Source organism: Streptomyces sp. NPDC059169, assembly GCF_042755225.1.
Lineage (GTDB): Bacteria > Actinomycetota > Actinomycetes > Streptomycetales > Streptomycetaceae > Streptomyces.
The window spans coordinates 124,963-147,832 of sequence record NZ_JBHZCF010000003.1 but is presented as its reverse complement, the minus strand read 5'-3'; the positions used below and the strand labels follow the sequence as shown (position 1 = coordinate 147,832).

General features: G+C 69.7%; 20 protein-coding genes. 12 read left to right on the top strand and 8 right to left on the bottom strand.

Annotated elements, in window-relative coordinates; all coding sequences use genetic code 11:
- Positions 1-538: 538 nt before the first annotated feature.
- Positions 539-694, top strand: a complete 156-nt coding sequence (locus tag ACFXOM_RS06900) for a hypothetical protein (protein ID WP_384927936.1) — start codon at positions 539-541, stop codon at positions 692-694.
- Between the two features lie 236 nt (positions 695-930).
- Here the strand turns inward: ACFXOM_RS06900 and ACFXOM_RS06895 are convergent, their stop codons facing one another.
- The gene (locus ACFXOM_RS06895; RefSeq protein WP_385037221.1) at positions 931-1,350 is read right to left on the bottom strand and encodes a chaplin; all 420 of its coding nucleotides are present in this window, start codon (positions 1,348-1,350) and stop codon (positions 931-933) included.
- 1,003 nt (positions 1,351-2,353) lie between these two features.
- Here ACFXOM_RS06895 and ACFXOM_RS06890 point away from each other — a divergent pair.
- The gene (locus tag ACFXOM_RS06890; RefSeq protein WP_384927930.1) at positions 2,354-2,515 is read left to right on the top strand and encodes a hydrophobic protein; all 162 of its coding nucleotides are present in this window, start codon (positions 2,354-2,356) and stop codon (positions 2,513-2,515) included.
- 305 nt (positions 2,516-2,820) lie between these two features.
- Positions 2,821-3,189 (top strand): PRC-barrel domain-containing protein, encoded by a 369-nt coding sequence (locus ACFXOM_RS06885; protein ID WP_384927927.1) that lies wholly within the window; start codon positions 2,821-2,823, stop codon positions 3,187-3,189.
- 126 nt (positions 3,190-3,315) lie between these two features.
- Here the strand turns inward: ACFXOM_RS06885 and ACFXOM_RS06880 are convergent, their stop codons facing one another.
- Complete coding sequence (locus ACFXOM_RS06880) at positions 3,316-5,049, bottom strand: SpoIIE family protein phosphatase (protein WP_384947319.1); 1,734 nt, start codon at positions 5,047-5,049, stop codon at positions 3,316-3,318.
- A 642-nt stretch (positions 5,050-5,691) separates the two neighbouring features.
- Between ACFXOM_RS06880 and katG the strand changes: the two genes are divergently transcribed.
- The 4 genes from katG (at position 5,692) to ACFXOM_RS06860 (ending at position 12,256) form a co-directional block, all read left to right on the top strand.
- Positions 5,692-7,881, top strand: coding sequence for a catalase/peroxidase HPI (gene katG / locus ACFXOM_RS06875; protein WP_385037218.1), 2,190 nt, complete (start codon positions 5,692-5,694; stop codon positions 7,879-7,881).
- 379 nt (positions 7,882-8,260) lie between these two features.
- Positions 8,261-8,560 (top strand): hypothetical protein, encoded by a 300-nt coding sequence (locus ACFXOM_RS06870; RefSeq protein ID WP_384927918.1) that lies wholly within the window; start codon positions 8,261-8,263, stop codon positions 8,558-8,560.
- 1,133 nt (positions 8,561-9,693) lie between these two features.
- Positions 9,694-10,533: an endonuclease I family protein gene (locus ACFXOM_RS06865; RefSeq protein WP_384927916.1), complete on the top strand. Its 840-nt coding sequence runs from the start codon at positions 9,694-9,696 to the stop codon at positions 10,531-10,533.
- A gap of 805 nt (positions 10,534-11,338) precedes the next feature.
- A complete protein-coding gene (locus ACFXOM_RS06860; protein WP_384947322.1) occupies positions 11,339-12,256 on the top strand; it encodes a hypothetical protein in 918 nt (305 codons plus the stop codon).
- Positions 12,257-12,565: 309 nt separating this feature from the next.
- Here ACFXOM_RS06860 and ACFXOM_RS06855 read toward each other — a convergent pair whose 3' ends face one another.
- On the bottom strand, positions 12,566-13,282 hold the full coding sequence (locus tag ACFXOM_RS06855; protein WP_384947324.1) for a WecB/TagA/CpsF family glycosyltransferase: 717 nt from the start codon (positions 13,280-13,282) through the stop codon (positions 12,566-12,568).
- A gap of 483 nt (positions 13,283-13,765) precedes the next feature.
- On the opposite strand from ACFXOM_RS06855, the gene ACFXOM_RS06850 reads away from it, so the two are divergent.
- From ACFXOM_RS06850 to ACFXOM_RS06840, 3 genes are all read left to right on the top strand, one after another.
- Complete coding sequence (locus ACFXOM_RS06850) at positions 13,766-14,635, top strand: GNAT family N-acetyltransferase (protein WP_385037216.1); 870 nt, start codon at positions 13,766-13,768, stop codon at positions 14,633-14,635.
- A gap of 386 nt (positions 14,636-15,021) precedes the next feature.
- Complete coding sequence (locus ACFXOM_RS06845; RefSeq protein WP_384927905.1) at positions 15,022-16,020, top strand: linear amide C-N hydrolase; 999 nt, start codon at positions 15,022-15,024, stop codon at positions 16,018-16,020.
- A gap of 290 nt (positions 16,021-16,310) precedes the next feature.
- Complete coding sequence (locus ACFXOM_RS06840; RefSeq protein ID WP_384927901.1) at positions 16,311-17,336, top strand: hypothetical protein; 1,026 nt, start codon at positions 16,311-16,313, stop codon at positions 17,334-17,336.
- Positions 17,337-17,539: 203 nt separating this feature from the next.
- Here ACFXOM_RS06840 and ACFXOM_RS06835 read toward each other — a convergent pair whose 3' ends face one another.
- Both ACFXOM_RS06835 and ACFXOM_RS06830 read right to left on the bottom strand, forming a co-directional pair.
- Positions 17,540-18,196 (bottom strand): FMN-dependent NADH-azoreductase, encoded by a 657-nt coding sequence (locus ACFXOM_RS06835; protein ID WP_384927899.1) that lies wholly within the window; start codon positions 18,194-18,196, stop codon positions 17,540-17,542.
- A 379-nt stretch (positions 18,197-18,575) separates the two neighbouring features.
- A complete protein-coding gene (locus ACFXOM_RS06830; protein WP_384928984.1) occupies positions 18,576-19,052 on the bottom strand; it encodes a DUF6194 family protein in 477 nt (158 codons plus the stop codon).
- Positions 19,053-19,099: 47 nt separating this feature from the next.
- Here ACFXOM_RS06830 and ACFXOM_RS06825 point away from each other — a divergent pair, with 47 nt between their 5' ends.
- The gene (locus ACFXOM_RS06825) at positions 19,100-19,933 is read left to right on the top strand and encodes a MerR family transcriptional regulator (protein ID WP_384947331.1); all 834 of its coding nucleotides are present in this window, start codon (positions 19,100-19,102) and stop codon (positions 19,931-19,933) included.
- Here ACFXOM_RS06825 and ACFXOM_RS06820 read toward each other — a convergent pair.
- Together ACFXOM_RS06820 and ACFXOM_RS06815 are read right to left on the bottom strand one after the other, a co-directional pair.
- Entirely contained in the window at positions 19,930-20,268 is a 339-nt protein-coding gene (locus ACFXOM_RS06820; protein WP_384927894.1) for a VOC family protein, read from the bottom strand. The two genes, ACFXOM_RS06825 and ACFXOM_RS06820, sit on opposite strands and share 4 nt — an antisense overlap.
- A gap of 301 nt (positions 20,269-20,569) precedes the next feature.
- A complete protein-coding gene (locus ACFXOM_RS06815; RefSeq protein ID WP_384927891.1) occupies positions 20,570-20,977 on the bottom strand; it encodes a RidA family protein in 408 nt (135 codons plus the stop codon).
- Between the two features lie 143 nt (positions 20,978-21,120).
- Here ACFXOM_RS06815 and ACFXOM_RS06810 point away from each other — a divergent pair, with 143 nt between their 5' ends.
- Positions 21,121-21,501, top strand: a complete 381-nt coding sequence (locus tag ACFXOM_RS06810) for a winged helix-turn-helix transcriptional regulator (RefSeq protein WP_384927888.1) — start codon at positions 21,121-21,123, stop codon at positions 21,499-21,501.
- Between the two features lie 323 nt (positions 21,502-21,824).
- Here ACFXOM_RS06810 and ACFXOM_RS06805 read toward each other — a convergent pair whose 3' ends face one another.
- Positions 21,825-22,496 carry a YoaK family protein gene (locus ACFXOM_RS06805; RefSeq protein WP_384927885.1) on the bottom strand — a complete coding sequence of 224 codons (672 nt, stop codon included), beginning with the start codon at positions 22,494-22,496 and terminating at the stop codon, positions 21,825-21,827.
- Positions 22,497-22,870: the final 374 nt, after the last annotated feature.

The window sequence follows — 22,870 nt, the reverse complement described above, 5'->3', positions numbered from 1 at the left end:
CCTCGTTCTTCTTGTCGATGCGCGGGTCGGCCCGCCTGCCCGTAGAGTCAAACGCCGCCTGCACTCTTCCGGTTCCGTCCGATGCGGAACCTCCTGACGTCGCATCGCTGTTTCGACGCGGGACCGCAACGCGCGACGAGGCGCGGCCGGTGCAGGCACGACAGAGCGACGGCCCGGCACTCGCTCCAGCAGCCGCGTCAGCCTCGCAGTGGCGGATCCCGCCTGGAGGGGGCGCCCGCAGGGGGAGGCCGGGACCCCACGGGACGGCACCGGCGGACCGGTTCGCAGGGCGCCCTCCAGGGCGTACGGCCGTGGTGGTCCGGGCCTCCGGTCCTGCTCCGAAGCGCACGTGCAGTGGCTTGGCTGCTGTCCGAGCGGGGCGGCGTAGCACCCGGCTGACCTTGCAATGGACAGGTCGTTGCTCACATGTACCTAAAAATGGAAGGCGGATCGCGGATTTGTGAGTAGAATCTGAGACCGGAAGGCGGTTCGGGTCTCGGTATCGCAGTGGTACCGGCGGGCCGCCCAGGGGGTAACGATGTCCTTCGTGCTGGAAGCACACAGCCGCGACCTGATGAACGAGCGGATGCGGGAGGCCGAGCGAGAACGCCTCGTCCGCGCGGTCCAGCTCAAGGCCCGTGCCGAGCGCGCCGCCCTGCGCGCCCGCCGGGCCCTGGCAGCGCTGGCCGCATGAGCACCCGCACGACGGGCCGTCACCGGAACTCCGGTGACGGCCCGTTCGCATACCGGGGTGTGAACGTCTCCCTGGCCGAACCCCGGTGACCTTCCGGTAACAGATCGAGTCGCGATCTGTTCCGGACTCCCGGCCCCCTCGTCGGGACGCCGAGGGCCGCCCCGGTCGCGACGCTTGGGGTTGCTACCGGGACCCGGCGGCGTGGGTGTCGCGACGGGGATGACCGCCCGTATCCGTCAGGAGTTGGTGCAGGTGTTGCCGACGGTCGGGTTGAGCATGCCGATCACGTTGAAGGAGTTCCCGCAGGCGTTGACCGGGGCGTGGACGGGGATCTGGACGACGTTGCCGGACAGCACTCCGGGGGAGTTGGCGGCCACACCCGTGGCAACGGCGCCCGCTGACACACCGCCGGCTCCGGTTCCGTTGGTGCAGGTGTTGCCGACGGTCGGGTTGAGCATGCCGATCACGTTGAAGGAGTTCCCGCAGGCGTTGACCGGGGCGTGGACGGGGATCTGGACGACGTTGCCGGACAGCACCCCCGGCGAGTCGGTAGCCACACCCGTGGCTCCGGCATCGGCTGCCGCCGCCGAGACGCCGCCGATGGTGGCCGCTCCGACGGCCAGTACCAGTACCGTGCTCCTGACGAAGGGGAACATCACTGCCTCCATTGGGCTCGTTGCGCCGACCGCGGACTTCGCGGCTCGGTCGTGTTCGTTCGTTGCGTGCACCGTTGTGGCGGTGACTGCATGGGCGCCACGTCCGGTGACGGCGGGACAAAACGCCCGTGCGCGCCATCGACCGGGACGGAGCAGACCTGTCCGTGGGTCGTCCGTCGGGGCCGCCCGGAAGACCCTCGGCCCCGACGGACGCTCGACGAGCGGCGTGGGTCCCCGCCGCCTCACGTCCGTCCCGTCCGTCGCCCGGACGGGCTGCGGTTCGGGTGGGGCGGGCGCCGGGGTCAGGGGTTCATCGCATGGCAGCCGTCCTCGTCGCGGCTGCCGAGTCGGCCCCAGGACCGGGTGTCGACGACGCGGCCGCGACCGCCGGCCGGAACCGGAAGTGCCAGCCACGGTCACGGAAGTCGCCGTGGGGGGCGGCCGGTACGGCGTCCCCCCGCGACGGAGCCCACTGACAGGGCGATCGCCGACGGACAAGACGTGTAGCAGACACGCGATGCTCCTTCAGGACACCACCAGCACGTGACGCAGCAACTGGTCGTCTCGCTCACCGGTCCGTTGACCGGGAAACAGACTCTCGGACACCGGTGGGTGCCTGGCGGGCGACGACCGGCGCACGTTACGCAATGCGGATACCCTTGTGACGTTCGCCTGTACCCGTCATGCGTTGGCCACCGCAACGGGCCCGCCGTTCGGTGCCGGGCACACCGACCCGGGCGTGAGAGCACAGCAAGCCTTTGCCGCCGATGGCCTGACGTCCCGGTACACGCGCCTCGTCGACCACTCTCGTGGAGTAGCGCTTCGGTAACACCGACCGACGGGAGCCCGCGCGATCCGGGGGCCGTGCGACGGAGGTTGCGTCGGCCGTAGTCCCCGCGGTCCAGAGGTACGGGGAATTCATGCTCGGCACGCAGGATGATTGCGCACGGGAGCGTGTGAGTGGGAAAGGCCGGGGCATACGGTTCCACGGAGGTTGATAGACATGGTTCCCCTGCTTCTGGTTCTTCTGCTGATCTTGATCCTCTTCGGAGCGGGCTTCGCCGTGAAAGTCCTGTGGTGGGTCGCCATCGCCGTACTGGTGCTGTGGCTGATCGGTTTCGTCGCCCGCCCCAAGAGCGGCAGTGGCCGCTGGTACCGCTGGTAGCACAAAGGCGCCGGGACGCCGCTGTACCCATCGTCCCGACAATGCCCCTGCCCGGTCGAGCAGCGAACTTCACCCAGTGCTCGTCGATGTGTCCCGTGCTCGTCGTTGTTCCGGGTCGGCGGGAAAGGAAAGAAAAAAGGTGGGTGCGGAGACGAGCCGGATCCTGGTGCTCCGGAGAAGGCGGACCATCACCGATCACCGGTGGTCCCGGAGTTCCCCGTGGTCGGGCGGAAGGAAATCCGCCGTGTATGACGTGTGGTGAGGGGCGGGCACCGCCCCTCCGTCTGAGGAAGGAGTCGCATTCCGTGACCGATGGATTCCGGAGTTACAGGTCGACCCTCGGCCACCTGGCCGGCACGGATCTGAGCGGCTACAAAGTGGAGTCGACCGACGGCGCCATCGGAAAGGTGGACAAGCACTCCGACGAGGTCGGGGACGCCTACCTTGTGGTGGACACCGGCCCGTGGATCTTCGGCAGGGAGGTCCTGCTCCCGGCGAGCACGGTGAGCAGCGTCGACCTGGAGGAACGAAAGGTCTACGTGGAGCGCACCAAGGAAGAGATCAAGGACGCGCCGGAGTTCCACCGTGAGCGGCACCTCGGGGACGAAGGCGACCGTCACCACCTGAGAACCTACTACGGCGCGCTCGGTCCCTTCGGCGGTCGCCCCGTGTGACGGGGAGCGGGACGCGCCGCTGGGCTCCACACCGACCGGGTGTGGAGCCCAGCGCGCGTCCGGGCGCGGGTACCACTTCGGGCCTTGCGTCGCTGCCCGCCCCGGCCGCCGGGGCGGCCCACCACGTCATCCGGGGGACAGGGAGCCGGGCGTCCGCAGGGCGAGGAAGGCGACGTCGTCGTCGTTGTCGTCCGGCCGGGCCCGATCGAGCAGGCAGTCACTGAAGGAGTCCAGAGGGCGACGGGCCAGCGAAGCAGCGTGCCGGCTGAGCCGGTCCATGCCCTCGTCGAGGGTGTGCCGGCGGGATTCGATCAGCCCGTCGGTGTAGAGCACGAGGGTGGAGCGGGGCGGTAGGGCGAGAACGGCATCGGTACGGGCAGCCTTGCCGCCCGTACCGAGCAACAGACCGTGCGCGTCCGCCAGGAAGCGGGTCCTTCCGTCGTGGGTGACGAGCAGCGGGGGAGGGTGGCCTGCGTTCGTCCAGTGCAGTTGCCACAGGCCGTCGTCACGAAGGGCGAGTCGAGCCAGGACCATGGTGACCATGGGTACCTGGGTGATGTGCAGGATGGCCTGGTCCAGGCGGGAGACCGCGAGCCCCGGTGAGTCCGGGTGCGTCCAGGCGAAGGCACGCAGCATGTTGCGGATCTGAGCCATACCGCCCGCAGCGTCGAGGTCGTGCCCGACGACGTCCCCGACGGCGAGCGCGGTCGCCCCGTCGGCGAGGGGGAAGGCGTCGTACCAGTCGCCACCCACCTGGGATGCGTGCGCCGCCGGGCCGTAGCGCGCCGTCATCTCCAGTCCCGCCACGATGGGGATCTGGGGCAGGAGGTGCCGCTGCATGGTCTCGGCGACCTTGCGCTGACTCTGGTAGAGGCGCGCGTTGTCCAGCGCCAGGCCCGCCCGCCGGGTGAGGTCCTCCAGGAGCGGGAGATCGGAGGCCGAGAACGGGTCGGGTCGATGCGAGCGACCCAGGGTCAGTGCACCCAGCACCTCCCGGAGTCCTCGGATCGGGGCGATCGCGGCCGAGTGCATACCGGTCTCCGCGAAGAGCCGCTGCTGTTCGACGGCCATGCCGGAATCCGGCGGACCGCAGTACGTGGACGGACCGGCGATGGACGACGCGGCGCCCCGCAGGGCTCGCGACAAGGGCATCGGTGACTCCTGCGGCACCGGGGGCATGGGCCCCTGCAGGTCTGGGCGCTCGACGAGGCGGCCGCCCTCGTGGCGGACGACCAGGGCCCGACGTACCTCGTCGACCTCGGTGATCAGGTCGACGACCGCCCAGTCCGCAAGCCGCGGGACGGTCAGTCCCGCCAGGCGACGCAACGCTTCGTCGACGTCCAGCGTGGACGTGAGCTGGGTGGTGGTTTCGGCCAGGAGCGCGAGCCGGTCGAGTTCCGTGAGGGCCGTGCCGCTGCCGCTCCCGTCCCCGTGGCCTTCCGTCGAGTCCTGCGGCGGGTAGAGCAGTATCAGGGCGCCCGGGGTTCCGGCGGCGAGCGCGCAGGGCGTGATGAGCCAGGACAGGCTGATCACGGAGCCGTCCCCCCGGGCGAACCAGTCCACATCACGGTGCCTGGTGCTGTGGGTGAGGAGCGCCTCCCGCAGTCCGCAGCGGGTGCGCGGCAGTGCGTGGCCGTGACCGTCACGGTGCAACAGGTCGTGAGCGTCCTGCCCCATCAACTCGTCCACGGATCGTTGGAAGAGCCGCTCCGACTGGTCGTTGGCGGTGACGATGATCCCTTCGTCGTCGACGACGAAGGCGGCTGAAGCGATGCCTGCGAACATCCCGTCCGGCATTGCCCCGGGTGCAGCCTGGCCTGCCCTTGGCGGGGACTCCCCGGTATCCGGCACAGCGCCCATGCCTCTCCTCGTGGTGACTCCGATCCTGCTGGTCTACCCCGCAAACCGGCAACGCACCATACGGATGCCGGATCCTGGTGTGCGCTGCGGATCGGCGCGGGGGACCTCGGCGACCACCGGGCGGGACCGGCGTGAGTTCCGGGCGGGGTTGGCGGTCCACAGGTGCCTCTCGACCGGTTCGCGCCGGTCGATGACGCTCGGGGCGTCGTCCGGCGCCACCGGCTGCTCGCTGCGTCCCGTTCCCGCTCCCGCCGGCGCAGCAGAGAAGGATGATGCGACGAACTGATTTTCCCTGACTCTTGCTTCGGAGATCGGCGCGCACGCAGGTGATCCGACATGAATAGGGAAGCGAATGAGAACTCCCTTGAGCGGGTCTTACCCGGCGGGCTCTGCGTGTTCTCGTGGCGGTGCAGTCGCCGGTGCGCCACCATACGGACGCGATACGCACAATCGTCTGCGTGATGCACGAGGATGGGTTCTCGTCGAACCTTCGCGTCACGTCGTCTTCTGCGGACCGGCGTACGTTCCGTAGGTGGAAACGAACGGCTGCACCGGCGTCGCCGAGCGCAGAACCACAAGGCGAAGAACCGCAAGAGCAAGTAATCACCAGTGGGAAGAACCGACACAGGAAGAAGGTCGACCGTGTCCGGCAGCGACAGCGAGAACCCAGCCATCCCCTCTCCGGCCCCCACACCGACCCGTCCCCGAACGAACCGGGATTGGTGGCCGAACCAAATCGACCTTCACGTACTCCATCATCATTCGCCCCTCTCCGATCCGATGGGGGAGGACTTCGACTACGCGGAGGAATTCGCGACCCTCGACCTGGACGCGCTGAAGCAGGACGTCTTCCAGGTGATGACGGCGTCGCAGGACTGGTGGCCCGCCGACTACGGCCACTACGGGCCGCTCTTCATCCGCATGAGTTGGCACGCCGCCGGTACGTATCGCATCGCCGACGGCCGGGGCGGCGGCGGTTCCGGCGCGCAGCGCTTCGCCCCCCTCAACAGCTGGCCGGACAACGCGAGCCTGGACAAAGCACGTCGCCTGCTGTGGCCGGTCAAGCAGAAGTACGGGCGGAAGATCTCCTGGGCGGACCTTCTGGTCTTCGCCGGCAACTGCGCCATGGAATCCATGGGGTTCAAGACGTTCGGGTTCGGTTTCGGGCGGGAGGACATCTGGGAACCGGAGGAAATCTTCTGGGGACCCGAGGACACGTGGCTCGGGGACGAGCGCTACAGCGGCGACCGGCAGCTGGCCGGGCCGCTCGGTGCCGTGCAGATGGGGCTGATCTACGTCAACCCCGAGGGGCCCAACGGCAACCCGGACCCGGTGGCAGCAGCCAGGGACATTCGGGAGACGTTCGGACGCATGGCGATGAATGACGAGGAGACGGTCGCCCTCATCGTCGGCGGTCACACGTTCGGCAAGTGCCACGGTGCGGTCGGCGCCGAGTACATCGGCCCGGAACCCGAGGCGAGCCCCATCGAGCAGCAGGGACTCGGCTGGAGGAACACCCACGGCACCGGCAAGGGCGCGGACTCGCTCACCAGTGGGCTCGAGGGCGCATGGACCACCGAGCCGACGAGGTGGGACAGCGGGTACCTGGACAACCTGTTCGCCTATGACTGGGAGCTGACGACGAGTCCCGCCGGCGCCAAGCAGTGGACTCCCACGGATCCTGCTGCCCAGGGCACCGTCCCCGATGCCCATGACCCGTCGAAGAGGCATGCACCCATGATGCTGACGACGGACCTGGCGCTGAAGGTCGACCCGATCTACGAGCCGATCGCGAAGCGTTTCCACGAGAACCCGGACATGCTCGCCGTGGCGTTCGCCAAGGCCTGGTACAAGCTGTTGCACCGAGACATGGGGCCCCTCTCGCGTTACCTCGGCCCGTGGGTTCCCGAACCCCAGCTCTGGCAGGACCCCGTTCCCGAGGTCGACCACGGACTCGTCTCGGACGCCGAGGTCGCCGCGCTCAAGGAGAAGGTCCTGGCGTCGGGGCTGCCCCTCTCCTCGTTGGTCACCACCGCGTGGGCCTCGGCGGCGAGCTTCCGCGGTACGGACAAGCGCGGCGGGGCCAACGGCGCCCGAATCCGGCTCGCTCCGCAGAAGGAGTGGGAGGTCAACGACCTGCCCGAGATCACCGAAGTGCTGCAGGCCCTCGAGCGGATCCAGCAGGATTTCAACCGCTCGCAGGACGGCGGAACCAAGGTCTCCCTCGCCGACCTGATCGTCCTGGGTGGTTGCGCGGCCGTCGAGAAGGCCGCGAAGAACGCCGGGTACGACATCACCGTTCCGTTCACACCGGGGCGGACCGACGCTTCCCAGGAACAGACGGACGTGGACTCGTTCGCCGTGCTCGAACCGAAGGCGGACGCATTCCGCAACTACCTCCACGCGGACGAGAAGCTGTCGCCGGAGACCCTCCTCCTGGACCGCGCCAACCTGTTGACGCTGACCGCTCCCGAGATGACGGTCCTCATCGGCGGCATGCGGGTGTTGGACACCGTCTTCAAGCGAGCTCCACACGGTGTCCTCACCCACCGTCCCGGGACCCTGACCACCGACTACTTCGTCAACCTGCTCGACATGGGGACGGAGTGGAAGGCGTCGACGTCGGACGCCGACGTGTTCGAAGGTCGGGACGTCGCCACGGGCGAGGTCAAGTGGACCGCGAGCGCGGTCGACCTGGTCTTCGGTTCGCATTCGCAGCTCCGGGCCCTCTCGGAGGTGTATGCCTCCGCCGACGCGGGAGAGAAGTTCGTGCGTGACTTCGTGGCGGCGTGGGACAAGGTGATGAACCTCGATCGGTTCGATCTCCGCTGAGCCGTGGGATCCCGGTCGGTTGCCCACGAGCACCGGCCGGGAGGCCCCCGGAGGGTCACGCACCGATCGCCTGCGACGGTGGGTCGGGTCCGGGGGAGCGGCCCCGGGGACGGCATTCTGGGCCTGCCGGCCTCCGCAGGGTGCGAGCCAGACGGCCGGCCCGGGCCCGGCCGTAGGTGCCGGATCACGGTCGCTCGTCGTGGTCTCGACGACCCGAGGTGCGGCTCCGGACGCCATGGCCCGGCCCGTTCCTGCCACGTGGCGCTGTGACCGTGTCGGGCATGGAAACCCGCAGGTGGGGCATCCGGACGCAACGCGGTGTCACATGCCGCGCACAGCATCGGACGTGCCCCGGTGGACTCAGGAGGTGGGGTTTCGGGTGGCCAGTGAACTGTCGGCGCGCGAGGTGGCACTGCTCGACCAGTTGGAAGCCGCCCTGCGGACCACCCCACCTCCGGTTCGACCGACTCGGACGCGCGTGGCTCTGGTGGCGGCCGTCGTGGCCGCCGCAGCGGCGGGCGTGCTCTTCTTCTTGGCGTCCCTGTCAGGGTCGTCCGGGGTCGGGTGCCTCGCGGTCGCCCTCTGGGCGACGGCCGTTCTCCTGGTCTCCGCGCACCTGGGGCACGGTCCGTCCCGGTCGCGGTGGGCCGACTGCCCGGAGGCCCGTTCCCGGCGGTGAGATGACCCGGCGCGTGCCCCGACGGCTCGCCGACGATTCGGAGACGCTCGCCTTCGGTCGGGTCGCGATCCTGCACGCCCTCCGTCGACGTGGTCGTCGACGGAGGGCGGCCGACGCCCGTGACGTGCGCATCGACGGCTCGACGTGGCACGGCGTGTGTTCGCCCCGGAGTGCGACGACGTGATCGGGAAGATCTACTCCTTGGGACGCGAAGTCCTCGAGTCCCGCGACGCACACGGTCCTTCGTGCCGGTAGCGCAGGAGTCCACCGAAGCACGATCCGGTTGTCCCGCGGAAGCACTTCCCCACCTGCGCGACGCTGCCGACCACATCCACCGCCCGAGACCGAAGCCCGTTCCCCGGACGAGGTCTTGACGTCCGTGCCGGACACCCGTCCGGCACGCGCGGGCATGCGACCGAATGACGACGTGTGGACCGCATCGGTCCGGGCGGCGATCACCACCTTGGCGACCTTCATCGCCGGTCCCTACGGGAGTAAATTCGCTCACGCGCCCGAGCACGAGTGGACCCACCGCTACCCGTTGGCCATGGGCTTGGTGACCGTTCCTGCGCCTGGCCCCGCCATGTCTTCTGCTGCAACGGCTGGCTGTGGTCGAGCGTTGGGCTGGAGCGACGTCGAATGCCGTCCGGTCCTCCTCCGTGATCTGCGAGAACGCGGCGACACAGCCGTCGTGGGGACCCCCGGACGACGATCGACGGAGGCCACTGGGTGGTGGTGCGCCTTCTCCGTTGGCGCTCGGCGCAGGCGCGCGTCCGCGGGACGTGAATGGACCAGGCGCCAACGACGCCCGTGGCGTTCGTGCCGGAACCGGTCCGCAGAAGTGGTGTGCGGGGGCCGCCCTGATCCGCAGCCCGAACGAGAACACCTGGGTGCGCCGCGGCGTGACGGACGTCGGGGAACGTGGCACCGCGGTCCTCCCTGCCCGTCGCAGGACACGAGGGAGGGCAACGTTCGTTCACCGGGTTGCCACACGATGGACGCAGCCCGTGCACATACGTGCGTCATGGACATGAAAGGCTCCCGTCCCGTACTCGAACACCACCACGTCGCGTTCTCGTACGCGCACCCCCCCGTACGCAGACGCCCGACCAGGGAGAGGACACCCCCACACCATGTCCACCCACCGCCTCAACCGTCGCAAACGCTGGCGCATAGCCGCCGCCACCGTCGTCGTGGCCGGCATCGCCGCACCCAGCGCTGCACTCGCCTCGCCGAGCGGATCAGATTCCCTCCGGTCCCGGGCGACCACCGCAGCGGGCGACTACGACGACACCTACTACCAGGACGCCCTGGGCAAGACGGGCCCGGAGCTGAAGAACGCCCTCCACACCATCATCAGTGAGCAGACGCAACTGACCTACGGCCAGGTCTGGGACGCACTGAAGGCCACCGACGAAGACCCCGAGAATCCGGCGAACGTCATCCTCCTCTACTCGGGCAGGTCACAGAGCAAGACCAGCAACGGAGCCGGCGAAGACAACTGGAACCGCGAGCACGTCTGGGCCAAGTCCCACGGCGACTTCGGCACGGACGTCGGCCCGGGCACGGACATCCACCACCTGCGCCCCACGGACGTCTCGGTGAACAGCACGCGGGGCAACAAGGATTTCGACGCCGGTGGTGAGGAGGTCGACGAAGCCCCGGGGAACCGCACCGACGGCGACTCGTTCGAGCCCCGCGACGCGGTCAAGGGCGACGTCGCCCGCATGATCCTCTACATGGCCGTCCGCTACGACGGCGAGGACGGCGCCCCCGACCTCGAACCCAACGACGCGGTCGACAACGGCTCCGCCCCGAACATCGGCCGCCTGTCCGTCCTCAAGGAGTGGAACAAGCAGGATCCGCCGGATGCCTTCGAGCAGAAGCGCAACCAAGTCATCTACGACACGTTCCAGCACAACAGGAACCCCTTCGTCGACCACCCCGAGTGGGTGGACGAGATCTGGAAGTAGGTCTGGAAGTAGGTCGGAACGACGGCTTTCCCACGCACCCCTTTGCCGTCGCAGAGCGGAGTGAACCGCCTCCGCCCGGCTTCACCGCCGCGGCGCGCTCCGCGTCCTCTTCCGGCTTCCGCAGCCCGGTCCGTCCGCGCCGGGCTGCGGAACCGCCGGGGCGGCGGTTCCGCGCCGCCCAAGCTGAGCAGGCAGGCTCGGTGCCGCCGGGTCCGTTGGCAACGACGGATGCCCGGTCCGTCGAGGATCGCCGCCCGTGGAGATGCTGGCCTTCGCTGCTCCGCTCAACCTGCCCTGTGACGGTCGGCCAGGGACGGTCGGCGGCGCCGAGCGGCACGGACACGGCCCATCCCGCCGCCGGTCGGCCGATGGCATCGTCGACGACCCGCTGGCTGGTCGACTTCCCTTCCCTTCGTGGAAGCGGAGCCCGCCATGGGCTGTGAGGGGGAAAACGCGTACGCCTGGTGGGTCGCGTTGGCTGCCCGATGCTGTGTGGTCCTAGGTTGGCTCGTTGTGGCGGGGCGATACATGGGGCGTGCTAACGGGAGGTCTCGTGGCCGGTTCGGGCGTCTGCGAAGTGTTGGGCGCAGGTGTGCTTGGGGAACATGTGGAGCGTGTCTTCTCCCGGTTGGAGAATCGCCAGTGGGCCGGACCCGATCCCTACGACGGCCTCACGAGTCCCCTTGCGAGGGTGGCCGTTCGTCCCTTCATGCGACAGGTGCTGTTGCAAGGAGTGAAGCGCTCACCAGTCGATGTGCGCGGATGCCTGGGGATTCGTCCGCTGCGCACCGCAACAGCCTGCGGTGTGGGTGCGACCGCGTGCAGCCGCCTCGGGACGTCCCCTGCCTGGCGCGCCCGTGCCGAGCGACTGGGGCGGGTGACGGCGGCCGAGCAGTTGTCCGGCCGCTACGCGGGGCTGTGGCGCTACGAGTTCGACGTGCAGACGCGCTGGGGCTACTACCCTGCGTCGATGCCGAACATCGTGGCGACGACCTTCTGCGCCGACGGGTGCCTGGACACGGGGGCGCTTTCGGAGCACGGCGTGGAGTCCCTGGCCACGGGCCTGCTTGAGCAGCTGTTCACCGGACGGTACTTCGCCTACACGCCCGTCACCGGGACGCTGATTCACAACGCGAACCTGATGGGGGCGGCGCTGGCGGCACGACTGGCCGGTCGGATCGACGTGCCGCGCCCGTTGGCGTCCCGGCTGCGCGACGCCGCGTGTGCGTCGGTGTCGGCGTCGATTGCGGCACAACGGTCTGACGGCTCGTGGCCCTACGGTGATGCCTCCGGTCTCGGTTGGGTGGACGGGTTCCACACCGGCTACGTGTTGTTGCGGCTGGAGTCGGCCGCGGCGGAGCTGGGTCTCGATGTGGATGCCGCGATGAGCGCCGGCGCCCGGTTCTACTTCACCTCGCTGTTCGACGGTGCGGTGCCGCGCTACTACGCAGGGCAGGGCTCCCGCCGGGGGGCGGCGGCCCGCCGCGATCCCAACAACGACGCGACGGCGTTGCGCATGGCAGCGTGGGGTGAGGACCGTGGCCACGTACCCCCGGGGTTCGCCGACGACGTTTGGGCCGCCGTCACCGGTCACTTCCCCGACTGCGCACCCCCTGCATCGCGGCGCGGACGCGTTCGTCCCATCGATCGGTCACCGAGGTGGGCGACCGCACCCCTGCTGGATGCCTTGACCGCGGTGTACGCAATCCGGAGCGAAGAGTGACCGGGAAGCCACGACGGCGATGACGACGGCCGGTGCCCGCTGATGGCGGCAGGCGGGAGCGTTGACGCCCTTCCGCCGCAGCACATGCGAACTCCACCGTGAACGCACGGCATTCAGTGGTCAAGCGGCCGGCGGTCGATCTGCCATCCATGGCAGTCGTCAGCTGACGGTCGTGGAGGACGGACGGCCCGTGGCAACCGGTGTGTTCGCCGTACCTCCCGAGCCGGTGCCGAAGCACCGCCGGACCCATCAGGCAGGAGCGCGGAGAGCGACCCGGCAGGCCCGCAACGCGGCCCCGTCAAGACGCCCCTACCGTCGGCGCCCTCTCCGCTGTCGCACCACGTGCCGCACCGTCAGCGCGATGAAGCGGCTGTTGCCGATCAGATAGCGCGCGAACAGTCGGCGGGGCTCCTGCAGAAGCCGGAACGCCCACTCGAGTCCCCACCTGCGCATCCACAAGGGGGCCCGGCTGTGGACTCCGGCCACCACATCGAAGGACCCCCCCACGCCCACCGCCAGTCCACACCCCAGACCATCGAGATGACGTGCCAGGAAGCGTTCCTTCAACGGCGTGGGCACCGCGAGGAACAAGAGATCCGGCGCTGCCGCGCGAACTGCCGCGACGACCTCCTGCTCCTCGTCCGCAGCCCAGAAGCCGTCCCGGTAACCCACCACGTCGACACCTCGGCCCGCGGCGATGGCAGCCACTCGCTGCACCACCGTCGCCTCCGCGCCGAGCAGATAGACGCGATGGCGTGTCGTCGCCGCGCGATCCCACAGGCCCAGTATGAGGTCGATGCCCGCCACCCGCTCCGGCACCGGGCGCCCCAGCATCCGGCTCGCCCAGACAACGGCCTGCCCATCGGCACTGATCAACGAACAGGAACTGATGATGCGGGCCAATTCGGCGTCACGGCTCGCCATCACGATCTTCGCCGCGTTCACCGCGACGTGTTGGTGGGGGCGCTCGTCGGCGATCAGCAGTTCGGCGGCCGCGACCGTTTCGGACAGGGTGAGCGCATCCACCGGGACGCCGCAGACGGGGTACCGGACCGCCCCGCTCGCACAGCCGCCAGGGACAGCAGGAACCGGATCACAGCTTGAGACCATACGCTCCACCCGCACGGGGAACCCTTTTCCGTCACGATAATCGACACGGCACAGAACCAGCGGTTCCACAGCACCCGGGGCCCCGATGCAACTCGGATGGATGACACCGTCATATGACATGCTGTTGACGGTGTGCGCGGACAGGCGCATCACTCCATGCCGAGGGAGACTCCGACACCGGCGAGCGGCGCGGGCCGCCACACACTCGTCACCCGAAAGGCGAGTACCTACCTTCCGTATCAGGGTCGGCACGGCACACCCGCCCCGCCGGGGCCCGCGCGGCCGCGTACCGGCGGTCGTCACGGGGCCGGCTCCCCGGCGCTTCGCACCGATCGGCACACGGACACCACCCGCGCACCGCGTGGACACCGACGGGGTCGACACGCCAAGGTCGTCGTCGTGGCTCCCCTCACCGGCGTGACCCTGCGCCCCTGCACCCCGACCGACACGCTCGACCTCCTGGCACTGGCCGACGCCGAGAGACTCCCAGGCCAGCCCCGACCCACCCGGGCCATGCTCACCGACGCGCTGGCCGGCCGCGCCGGCACCGACCAGGCATCCTGGGGCGAACTCACCCCGCCCCTGGCCGACGTGGCCCAGAACCGGCAGGGCCGCACCGTCGGCGCGATCTCGTACGCACTGCGCCCCGCCGACGGCACAGGCGTGATCCTGTGGCTGCACTGCCATGAGGACACGAACATGGCCGAGCGCCTCGTTCGCCACGCGTGTGCGTACTTCGGGCACCGCCCGATCGAGGCGTTCTCCCTGGCCACCCCACTGACCCTCGGCCTGGAAGCGCTGCCCGTCCGCCACCGGTCCGGCACCTGCAAAGCCCTGGAGAACGCAGGGTTCAACGGCACGAGACTGCGCCGCTACCTGCACACCCCGCTCCCCGTCAGGCACCTCCCCCTGGCCCCCGGGCTACGGATCCAACAAGACGACGCCGACCCCGGTGCACGGCGGCTCCGGGCACACCACGACCACCGGATGGTCGCCGAAGCGGTCATCGGCCGTCCCGTCCAGGGCATCGGCGTGCTGTGGTGGATCGGTGTCCTGCCCGACGTCCGTCGCCGCGGCCTCGGACGTGCCATGCTCGGCTCGGCCCTGCACGCACTGTCCACCCTCGGCGCCCGCGAAGCGATCCTGTACGTCGACGATGACGCCCCACCCGGCGACCCCCGCGACCGGACCGCCGCGAACGCCCTCTACGACTCGGCGGGCTTCACCGAGATCGACCAACTGCACTGCTACCGCCGACCCCTCAGCTGAACCGGACCGACCACACCCGCGCCCCACGTTCCCCCGGTTCAGGCAGCGCCCGCGGGAACGGAGCATCCGTCACGCCCGGAACCGACGGGACGCCCGTGCGGCTGCTCTGCCAGGCGTCGGAGCCGAGGCGCGCCCGCGACTCCTACGGCGGCCCCGACATCCGAGCCACCGCATCCCTCCGAACCCGGTCGGCACACCGGCAGTCGCGCCAGCAGGGCTGATCAGGTTCTTTCGGCACCAGCAGGTGACAGGGCCCACCGGGGCGTGGCAGTCCTGGTCAGAAGGGTCGGCGGCACGGAGCACGCTCGACCTGGCGGGACCACGGAGGGCCACGTCCCTCGGCCGGGAGCTGACGCGCGGCGCGCCAACCAGAGAGGGATTCACCCATGTGCACGCGGATTCTGTGGAACACCGACAACCGCGCCGTCCTCACCGGCCGGACGATGGACTGGCCCGAATCGACAGAGCCGGTGCTGACCGTCTTCCCCCAGGGGCTCAAGCGCGACGGCGGAAAACTGGCGGGCACCACCGTCGTTGGCGACAACCCGCTGTTGTGGACCAGCAGATTCGGCAGCATCGTGACGACCGTCTACGGCGCAGGCACGGCCGACGGCCTCAATGAAGCCGGGCTCGCGGCGCACATGCTCTATCTGGACAGCACCGACCTCGGTCGCCGCGATCCAAGCAGGCCGGGGCTGCAGATCGCGCTGTGGATCCAGTACCTGCTGGACAACGCCCAGACGGTGGCACACGCCCTGGACCTGCTCGACACCTTCCAGCTGGTGCCGGTGGAGTTGCGCGGCTTCTCCGCCACGGTCCACGTGGCCCTGGAAGACAGCACCGGAGACTCGGCCGTCATCGAATACCTCGCCGGCGAACGGCAGGTGCACCACGACCGCAGCTACACGATCATGACCAACGAACCCGCCTACGACGAGCAACTGCGCCTGCTCGAGCAGCAGGTGGAGCGCCTCCACCAGCTGGGCCACGACGAGCCCGACAGCGACATCCCCCTACCCGGCAACGTCAACGCCGTCGACCGCTTCCAGCGCGCCGCGTACTTCAGCGCACTGCTGCCCGAGCCGGCCGACGACCGGCAAGCAGTCGCCAGCATCCTGTCGGTCACCCGCAACGCCTCCGTGCCCTTCGGTGCGCCGTACCGCGAGGGGAGGTTCACGACCTACAACACCGAGTACCGCACCGTCTGCGACCTCACCGGCAAGCGGTACTTCTTCGAATTGGCCACCAGCCCGAACCTCCTGTGGATCGGGATCGACGGCTTCGACCTGTCGCCCGCAGCCCCGGTCATGACACTGAAACCCGACGGGATCGACCTCTTCGGGGACGTCTCTGCGGCGTTCACACCCTCGCCTGCGCCGTTCTGAGGACGGGGACGCGCAGGGCGCACCGCTGCCTGCGCGGACCCGCTCCGGGAGGGGCGCCCGTCCCGGACCGATCGGACGGGTCCGTATGGACCCATTTCTGATGGCGCATGAGACAAACGCGTGCCGACTGCGTATGGGTCATTGACCGAACGACCCCTTGCGCCCTCGGTGGAGCCGAGGCACCGCGGAAGGCGCATTCCATCGTTTCCCTTGTCCATCCCGCCGTCACACAACCTTCCCCCTCGTCCGGTTGCGGACGAATGGGGATGTCGAACCGAGGAGGACCGCCGGTGCACATCGACGACAGCGAGCCTCAGCCAGCCTTCCCTTCAGGTCCCGACTCCACGCACTCGATCATGGACGCCTTCCAGCAGGTGCTGGACTCATTGGACGCCGCACGTGCCGAGCTGCTTGAAGGCAGGTCCGCGGTGTCCCCCGGTGACGAGGCACCGAGAGGGCGGGAGCCGGGGGTGACGGAGGGCGCTCACCTCCCGGGCCGGAACGCGGCGGAGGACGTCGTCCCCGGTGGCCCCACCGCTGTGGAGCCCGGCCTTCGGATCCCTCCGCAGCCCGGCGGTGCGGAAGACTGGGACCCGTTCAGGCCGCGAAACCTCGGCGGAGAGGGGGCAACCCCACGGCCTGATGCAGCGGCGGCAGCCGTGGTGGTGGAGCCGTTGTGGGCGCGGGACGCGCAGCCGTACGCCCCGCCCGCGGCGTACGGCGAACCCGCCCCGTGGGGCGACGCAGCGGAGGGGAGTGGTGTCCTGCCCGCCGGCGTCGCGTACGGTGACGCACCCGAGCCCCACTCGTCCCCGTGGTTCACCCCGAGCAGGAGGGGTGTCGCACACGGGGACGCCACGCCCACGGGGGAGACCACCTCGCGCGTATTCGCCTGGCCGACGACTCCGCCGGCTCCGACGACACCAGCCACGCCCGCCCGCCCCAGGAGCACGCGCAGGAGCGGGGACGTGGCGTGGCACCTCGTCAAGCCCGGGCGTTTGGCAGGAGTGTGCGGCGCCGGAGCGGTGGGCGGGCTGATCGCCGTCTCGTCGCTGCTGGGCGGGGACACCGAACCACCCGGCCCGCCCGTCCAGCCGAGCCAGCCCCCGGGCCAGACCGGCGCCTGGGTGCCTGATCGAGCCCAGCCCGACGGCGGTGCTCGGGACTCCGGCGGCACCGGCGCGGACGTGTCCGAGGCACATCAGCACCACCTCCGCGTTTCCCGCATACACGACAGCGAACGCCTGGGCGGGCACTACGCCATCGCGGTCCAGGAGGGTGCAGCCAGGTTCCAGGACCCGTCGGGACGGGCGTAGCGGCCCGCGGGCCGGCGCTCATCCATCCGACGGGGGCCCGGCCCACGGAAGACCGGCCTCCCGTGAGCACCCGTCAGCGCACCCCGGCGCGCACGGGCCCACCCGTACCCCCTGCCCGGTGCCGCCCGTCCGTGCAACGTGACCCCGGGCCGGACACGATTCACGGAGGCACTGCAGCCGAAACGGGACGGCCAGCGCGGTGGTCAGACGAGGAGGCGTGCCGCGATCTTCTGCGCGTGCTGCTCGGCCAGCTCGTGCGCCTCGGCGCGGGAGGCGTCCGCAGCGTCCCGGAGGTCGATCATGGCGGGATTGCGATGAGCCATGGTCAGTTCGCAGGTGACGAACTCGACGTCCAACGCCAGCGCCTTGCCGAGTGCCGTGGCCAGATACGGGACGAGGTGGTCCCAGCCCTCCCGGGGCGTGCCCGGTCCGTAGGCTCCGCCCCGGCTCGTGATGACCACCGCAGGCCGTCCCGCGGTGGCCAGGGCGCGCGGATCGGGGCCGAGGGTACGGCCGGGCACCATGATCTGGTCGAGCCAGGCCTTGAAGGAGGACGGGACGGACATGTTGTACATGGGCACGGTGAACAGGTAGGCGCCGGCGCCGAGGAACTCCTCGACCAACTCGTCCTGCAGTCCTATGGCCTGGGTCTGTTCCTCGGTGCGGTCGGCCGCGGCGGTGAAGCGCGTGGCGACCGCCGCATGGGTCAGGTGCGGCAACGGGTGGGCTGCTACGTCGCGATGGACGACGTGGCCGGCGGGAAGTGCCCTGTGCCAGGCGTTGCGAAAGGTGTCGGCGACGGCTCGGGACACGGAGCCGGTGTGCAGGGCCGAGGAGTCGACGTGGAGAAGGTAGGACATCGGTTTCTTCCTGTCCGTGGGGTAGGAGGCGCGGCCGATTATCGGGCATCCCATCCACTGGTGCTGAGTGCACGACCGTTGGAGCGCACGGTTCCGGCCGCGGACCGGCAGCGTCCGGTACGGGCGCGCCAGGACGTCGACGCGCGGGACTGGACGCGTCCTCGAGGGCCGCCGGTGGCGACAGGAGCCGACAACCGGGACGGGGACCGGGTGGAGCCCACACCACCGGGCAGAGCCCGGCCGACGAAGGGAGTTCGGCCACCCGTGCACTGCAAGGAATGCCACGGGCCTCACCGCGCGGCTCGACCCGTCATGCCCCACTGCCTCGGCGGCAGGCCGACGGCCGCAGCACGGACGCACGCTGCTCGGCCTGCCGCCGTCACCCCCCGGCATGCCCGGGTTCCTGGTGACGCCGCTCGAACCGCGCACGAGCAGCGTCGTGGGCGTCGCGCAACAACCGGACGACCACGTCCCGGCTCCCGTCGCCCGGATTGACGACACAGACCCAGCCGAGAGCGCCGTACACCGGATGCGGCATCACCGCGTCGGTCGCCGCGTAGTCGTAGCAGCCACTCAGGCGGCGCGGATCCTCTCCCGTCAGCGACTGGAATCCCGCGCGGCCGACGTGGATGTTCACGCGCCACCGGCCCGTGGGGTCGAGATCGGAACCGGTGTCGTCGGGATAGTCCTTGGTGACGATCGTTCCGTAGGGCTGGACGCTGCGGGGCATCTGCCCGTCAGGGGCGTAGTAGAAGAACGCGTCCCCCCACACCAGTTGGGGGGAGCCGTCTCCCGGCCCCGGGACGACCACGAGTGCGCCGTCGAGGCCCCGCACGGTTGCGATGATCTGTTCCATACTCATGGTTCAAGCATGACCTTCAAGTGCTTATGTGGGGTTGACTGATGGGCGGGTCGAACGGTTCGCAGGCGACGACGCTCCGGACGATCGACGTCGCCAGGGCGTCGGCCTACTCGGTGCAGCAGGTCCGCGATCTGGAGCGGCTGGGGGTCATTCCGCCGGCCGTCCGATCGAGCAACGGCTACCGCTCCTACGCACAGGTGCACGTGCAGGCATTGCATGCCTATCGAGGACTCGCAGGCGCTGTCGGGCCGGTCGAGGCCCGACGCCTGCTCACGAAGCTGCGGACCGCTGGGATGGCGGAGGCCGCCGCGGCCGTCGGCGCGCTGCACGTGCGGCTCGCGCGAGAACGGGACGAGACCCTGCGGGCCCAACAGGCCCTGCGGGAGATCCGGGCCGAGGCGGATCCGTCCGACGTCGAGCAGGAGGGCGACGCGATGACGATCACCGAGCTCGCCTCAGCGCTTGCGGTACGGTCCTCAGCCCTACGGTTCTGGGAGCAGGAAGGACTGCTCACCCCCGAGCGAGTGACATCACTGCGCGCGCGCCGCTACGACCTGGCTGCCATCACAGCCGCCCGCATCGTTGCAGCCCTACGCAGCGCCGGCTACGGCATTCCCGCGGTGCGCGGGATCATGGCCTCGCTGCACCGACCGGGCGGCTTGCGCGAGGCCCAGTGCATCCTGGACCGTCGTCTCGACCTTGTCGCCGCGCGGACCGTCGCACTGCTGCGAGCCGGCGCAGACCTGGCAGCCGTCATCGCGTCCGCCCGTGAACCGACGACGGCTGCACAGACCCGGGCACCACGCCTCGGTATGTCCACCGTGCGGTCGGCAGACCGTCCCGACGAGGTCCCCGACGGCGTGGGGCGACGCTAACCCGCCACGCAGAACTCGTTGCCTTCAGGGTCCTGCAGCACGGTCCAGGTCAGTGGACCCGCGGAATGTTCCCCCAGCACCCGGGCCCCCAACGCGACCAAACGGTCGACCTCGGCGTGCCGGTCCTCGGTGTGGAAGTCGACATGGACTCGGTTCTTGGCCGGCCTGGGTTCCGGCACCTGCTGGAAGCCGAGGACCAGGGGCTCGGCTCCGACGATGACGAACTCACCGCCGAAGTCCTGCGCGATCTGCGCATCCAGGGCCTCGGCCCACCACTGTGCGAGCTTGCGCGGCTCGGCACAGTCAACAGTGATCATTTTCGCTTCCAGGGCCATGCCGTCCACCGTAGCCGCCCGACCTCCTCCCCGAACCGAGGCGCTTGCTCCGCTGAGCGTCGGAGCCCCACCGACGGCCGGGATGTGACGCCTTCTCGGCGACGTGCGCCCGTCCCCGTGGCCGCGATCCCTCCCGCTACCGGACACCGCCCGTCGCGCAGGAACTCGCCGAGTGGCGTACCCGGGCCACCGACGTCGTCCTCCCCGTCCTCCCAGCACTGCGCGACGTGTGGTCTCCGAGGCCGGCTCCCGGTGGGCGAGCCTCGTCGGGCGGCAATCTCAGTGGGCGAGGAGCACCTGCTCAGTCGAGGACCGCGGTGGCTTCGATCTCGACCAGGTGGTCGGGTACGTCCAGCGCCGCGACCCCCAACAGCGTGGCCGGCGGGACCGGGGTGGTCCCCAGCTTCGCGGCCGCCCGGGACATCCCCTCCAGGAGCAGCGGCATTTTGTCGGGGGTCCAGTCGACGACGTAGACCGTCAGTTTGGCCACGTCGTCGAAGGAACCGCCGGCCCCGGAGAGGGCGGTGGCGATATTGAGGTAACACTGCTCGACCTGTGCGGCGAGGTCGCGCTCGCCGACGGTGACACCGCCGTCGTCCCAGGCGACCTGACCGGCGACGAAGACCAGTCTCGACCCGGACGCTATCGACACCTGCCGGTAGACGTCGATCTCGGGCAATCCTGTGGGGTTCACCAAGGTGATGGCCATGTTGCCTGTCTCCTTCTCGCAGGAGCCCGCGGGCTCGCTGCGCTCAGACCAAGACGTCCCTTGGTCTCTTGTGGTTACTCAGGAACCATAGGAGAGTGGCAGCTGACGTGGAAGAACGCACTTTTCAGTGACTGGGGAACCTCATGGGAACCAAGCAGGTCGGAGACTCGCCCGACGAAGCGGATCTGAGGCGCGCGGACTCGCTGGCCCGGGAGATCTTCTCGGACGTCGCCAACAAGTGGGCCCTTTTGATCATCGAGGCACTGGGGGAACAGACCCTGCGCTTCAGCGAGCTGCGGGACGCGATCGAAGGCATCAGCCACAAGATGCTCACCCAGAACCTGCGGATGCTGGAGCGCAACGGTCTGATCGACCGGACGGTGCACCCCGTCGTGCCGCCGCGGGTCGAGTACACCCTCACCGAGCCGGGCCGGGCCCTTCGGGTGACCATCGACGGGTTGTGCGACTGGACGCACCGGTACCTCGGCCACATCGAGACTTCCCGGCGCTCCTTCGACGGCTGACGGACGGAGCCCTCCCCTGAAGCGTCTCCCTGTTCGAGGCAGCCGTGAAGCCCTCCGCGACGGCGTCGTCCGCGCGGGCGCCGACCGCTCCGCGTGAGCGGGTCACACCGATCCCGTGGCACTCCTCTCCTCCGCTCTCGAACTCGGGCTCCGCTCGGTCGTCGCCGTGGACCACCGCCCCGCCCGGGCCGCCGCCCCGGGTACGCACACGGCGGTTTCGATGGTGTCGGCCAGTTCAGTGCGCCGGCGGCCAGGCCGCCGTGATGAACGACTTCGTCGCCCAGGATCGTCCGGCCGTGCGTCCCCGGCCCTCGGCTGCTCCGTCACGTGCCGGTGCCGCCCGAGGACCTCGCTCTCCTGGAGACCATCACGAGGAGCGACGCCCACGACAGGGCAAAGAGCCCCGCGGCTACCAGTGACGACGGTGTTCCCAGCGCGGCGGTGACCAGTGCGCCGATCGCGGCACCCGCGCCGAAGAACAGGATGACTGACGCGTACAAGACCGCGAGGCGTACGTCGGATCGGCTCCGGGTGCGGCGTGCCGTCAGCGCCGCGGCGGTGGTCCTCGTCAGGTTCCCGGTCATGGCGACCGTGAGGAAGGTGGCCGGTCTGACCATCTGGAAGAAGACGACCTGGAGCGCCACGACGAATCCGACGGACGTCGTGATGGCGGTCTGTGGAATGCTCCCGGGTGCCAGTCCGATCACGGTCAGCACCGCGGTTTCGAGGGCGAGGGCGTACAGCAGGGGATAGTGGGCGATCCGATGGCCCCTCGACGACGCGCCGCGGAACGACTCGGCCACGACGACGCCCGCGACGAACGCCATCATGGGCCACAGGTGCGCAAGGGACCCGCGGGATTGAGGCTGGGCCAGATCGACACAGAACAGGACGAGATTCCCCGTCTGCGCTCCCGCGAAGACGCCACCGTGAGCCATGTACAGATAGGCGTCCACATACCCATTGGCCACAATGACCAGCGAGCTGAGCGTCACAGGGACTGTAGCGTCTTCACTCATCCGGGCGCTCCGGGGCAGGGCTGGATGGGGGGCGGTTGTCGTCGCCCTTGGGAGCCAGAACACCAGGATATGGACGGTGGGGCATGATGACGTTGTGGAAACGGCCTCACGAGCCAGTTCCTGGTCCGTTCGGCCGTTTTGGCGCGTACGACGGCGGCCGGCGGCCCGGCGGCGTCACCACCCGCGGCCGACGGTCACCGGGGGGACCCGGATCCTGAAGCTGACCACGACGCGGACGTTCACCTACGGGGCTCCTTCCGAAGGGCCGGTCGAGACCGTCGACGCCACGATCGACGGCGGCACCAGCAAGTTCCAGGTGCCACCGGATCCATCCCCCGGGCGCAGGCCGT